Annotated in this window: 4 protein-coding genes; 2 read left to right on the top strand and 2 right to left on the bottom strand. The window is 72.5% G+C overall.

All coding sequences use genetic code 11. The features are described 5' to 3' along the window. Positions 1 to 140: 140 nt before the first annotated feature. On the top strand, positions 141 to 788 hold the full coding sequence (locus ACZ6TI_RS48115; RefSeq protein WP_465352033.1) for a hypothetical protein: 648 nt from the start codon (positions 141 to 143) through the stop codon (positions 786 to 788). Here ACZ6TI_RS48115 and ACZ6TI_RS48110 read toward each other — a convergent pair. Continuing rightward, the gene (locus ACZ6TI_RS48110; protein WP_465352032.1) at positions 718 to 1,161 is read right to left on the bottom strand and encodes a winged helix-turn-helix transcriptional regulator; all 444 of its coding nucleotides are present in this window, start codon (positions 1,159 to 1,161) and stop codon (positions 718 to 720) included. The two genes, ACZ6TI_RS48115 and ACZ6TI_RS48110, sit on opposite strands and share 71 nt — an antisense overlap. Before the next feature lie 107 nt (positions 1,162 to 1,268). Here ACZ6TI_RS48110 and ACZ6TI_RS48105 point away from each other — a divergent pair, with 107 nt between their 5' ends. Beyond that, complete coding sequence (locus ACZ6TI_RS48105) at positions 1,269 to 2,141, top strand: alpha/beta hydrolase (protein WP_465352031.1); 873 nt, start codon at positions 1,269 to 1,271, stop codon at positions 2,139 to 2,141. Positions 2,142 to 2,192: 51 nt separating this feature from the next. Here ACZ6TI_RS48105 and ACZ6TI_RS48100 read toward each other — a convergent pair. Then, on the bottom strand, positions 2,193 to 3,365 hold a 1,173-nt coding region (locus tag ACZ6TI_RS48100; protein WP_465352030.1), incomplete at its 5' end, for a cellulose binding domain-containing protein.

Here is a 3,365-nt window from a genome sequence, read left to right as displayed (position 1 = left end):
CTGGGCAAGCCGGTTGACCTCGGTGAAGGGTTCGCTGCGCATCAACATGAGTGCCACCTCCTGTGTCTCGACTGGTCGGTCAATGCGCGATACCGTCATCGTAACGACGACACACGGAATGTCAACGGGAAGATGACAACATGACTGACGAAGTTCCCCAGGACCTGGCCGCCACGGTCGCGGCGCTCGCCGCCACCGTGAGATCGATCGGCGACGGGGTGGCGCCGGCGGACCTGCTCGATGCCCTCACCGAGCTGCGCCGGGCGCAGAGCGAACTCGCCGACCTCGAGCCTGCCCTGATCGCCGCGGCCCGCGCCGCCGGAGTCTCCTGGCAGGCCCTGGCGCCCGCGCTGGGCGTGGCGAGCCGGCAGGCCGCTGAACGCCGCTACCTGCGCAGCGTGTCCGGCCCGGCCGGGCAGCCCGACACCACCCGGGACGAGCGGGTGCAGGCCGAGCGTGACCGCCGCGCCGGAAACCGGGCCGTCACCCGGTGGGCCAACGACCACACCGCCGATCTGCGCGGGCTGGCCGGGCGGATCACCGCGCTCACCGACCTCGACGACGCGGCCGGCGAGGCGCTCGCACGGCTGCACGACGCGCTCGGCGACCCGGACGCATCGGCGCTGCCCGGCCTGCTCGCCGCGACCCAGGAGCACCTGCACGACCACCCCGGGCTGACCGGCGAGATCGACGCCGTCACCACCCACACCGACCGGATCAGGCGGCAGCGTCCGGGCCGGCCCGGCGAGCTGGATGAGGCGGCGCAGAGTCGACGCCCGCCGGGTTAGCGACGACCGGCCTGGCGGTGCCCGGCGCGGCCGCCTGAGACACCGCGTTCTCGGTCGCCCAGGCGCAGATCGCGGCGAGCGGTTCCTGCAGCGTCTTGCCCAGCGGGCTCAGTGCGTATTCGACGTGTTGCGGTGGCGTCTCCTTGAGCACCCGGCGCTCCACCAGACCGTCGCGCTCCATCTCGCGCAGTGTTTCGGTCAGGACCTTCTGCGAGATCCCCGCCACCCGCTTGCGCAGTTCGGCGTGCCGCTGGGGACCGGCGAGCAGCGCGTAGATGAGCAACACCCGCCACTTGGAGGCGAGTCGCTCGAGCGCCTGCCGCGTCGTGCAGCTCTCTTCGAGTACGTCCGGAATCATCAGCGCCACGTGCACCCCCGGGATCGGACACCGCCGAAGGGCACCGGAAAGTGCCTTCTGTCCGGTCGATGCCGCGCGGCCTAGCGTCGAGCCAACGATAGACGCCGAGAGGATCACGCCGAATGTCTGTTCGCATCGCCGAGCGCCGGGTCACGTTCGAAGCCGACGGCGTCACCCTGGTCGGTGATCTCCGGGTGGCCGCGCCCGGTGCGCCCGCCGTCGTGCTGACCGGCCCGCTGACCGGGGTCAAGGAGCAGGTCGCCGGCACCTACGCCGCGCGGTTGCACGAGCGTGGGGTGACCACCCTCGCCTTCGACCACCGCGGCTTCGGTGAGAGCGGCGGACGCCGGGCGCACGAGGACAGCCAGGGCAAGCTCGCCGACCTGCGGGCCGCAGTCGGCCTGCTCGCCGCGCACGAGGCGGTGGACGCCACCCGGCTGGGCGTCGTCGGGGTCTGTCTCGGCGGCGGCTACGCGGTCCGCGCGGCGGCCGGCGACCCGAGAATCCGCGCGGTTGTCGGCATCGCGGGCGCCTACAACAGCCCGGCCCGCTTCAGCGCGGCCGACCCGAACGGCTATCGCCGCGCGCTCGACTCGTTCATCGCGCGCTACGACGATGAGCTGCCTGCGGTCGCGCCGGACGGCGCGGAGGCCGCGATGGGCGGCGCCGAGCCGTTCGCCTATTACGGCACGTCGCGGTCGGCCGCGGCGCACTGGGAGAACCGGCTGACCTATGGCTCGTTGCATTCCCTGATGACGTTCGACGCGCTCGGCGCGGCACCGCTGCTCTCCGCCACCCCGCTTCTGGTGGTGCACGGCCGGGTCGACGACTATTGCGCGCCGGAGCTCGCCGAGGCGCTGTTCACCGAGGCGACGGGACCCAAGGAGATGTGCTGGCTCGACGCCGGGCAGCACATCGACCTCTATGACGTGGAGCCGCATGTCAGTCGGGCGGCCGAGGCGGCCGCGACCTTCGTGCACCGCGCCCTCGGCTGACGAGCCGGCCTCTCATCGACCGGCTGGAGAAGGCCGGCTACGTCCGCCGTCCTACTCGTCTGCCGGTGGATCGATCGGTTCCGCGGTCGTGGTCGTCGGCGATTCGGAGGGGCCATCCCGCGATGGCGGCGGGGGCGGCGGCACACACCGCAGGTCGTCCGGGGTCACGTCGCAGTCGAGCGGTTCCTCCGTCTCGACCGTGGTGGGTGTCGTGGTGGGCCCACCGCTGGGCCTGGTCGAGACGCCGGTCGTCGGTGCGAACGTCACGATGCCGTTCGGCCCGAACGACAGGCCGGATCCCGGGATCTGCGAGGCCGGCGGCCCGAGCCGGTAGCCACCGTTCGGCAGCCGTTGCACCGGCCGCGACGGCTCGCCGGGCTTGGGCGAAACGTAAGCGTCGCATTTGTGCCCGGCCAGCTCGAAGGCCATCGGCGCGTCGTTGTTCTGCGTGTACCGCCCGGTGATCTCCATGGTCAGCGCCGTCAGCGGGTTGAGGGTCGAGGCGCCCTTCACCGTGATCGTGCGGCCCTGCTGGTCGAGGCTGACCCGGCCGTTGCCGTTGAGCACCTGGTCGCCCTGCATGATGAACCAGAGGTTCCAGTCCTCGACGGCCTGGCTGTCGCGGTTCGCCACGGTCACCGACGCCTTGAAGCGCTTGTTCGCGTCGACGGACCAGACGGCATAGCTGACGACGCACTTGCCCGCCGCGGCCAGCACGGCGGGTTGCGCCTGCCCCTTGGCCGGCGAAGAACCACCAGGCCCGCTTGCCGCGAGCGACCACGCGAAAGTCGCCGCGCCGAGCAGTGCGACCGTGCCCGCAGCAATCAACAACCGGCGGCGCTGATGGCGACCCGGCCGAGGCGAAGCCGGGCCGGTGTCGACAGGCGGTGCGGATGCCCGCGCCTCGGCAGGTGCGGGCGCCGCGGCAGGTGCGGGCGCCGCGGCAGGTGCCGGCGCCTCAGCAGGTGCCGGCGCCTTCGCGACCGGGGCGTGTCCGGGGCGGATCCGTGCGATGCCGCTGGTGTAGGGGTGCGGGTTCGGCAGGATCGTGGTGTCCTCGGCATTGTCCGACGACCACTGACCCGTCGGCGCGCCCGCGGAGGCGGCGGCGAGGACTTCGGCGAGTTCGGCACTGGACGGCCGGTCGTCGGGCCGCTTCTCCAGGCACCGCTCGACCAGCTCCGCGACGTTCGCGGGCAGTCCTTCGACCGGCGGCAGCGGGTC

It is taken from the genome of Actinoplanes sp. NPDC051388, assembly GCF_055586225.1.
This window is presented reverse-complemented; position numbering and strand designations above follow the sequence as displayed.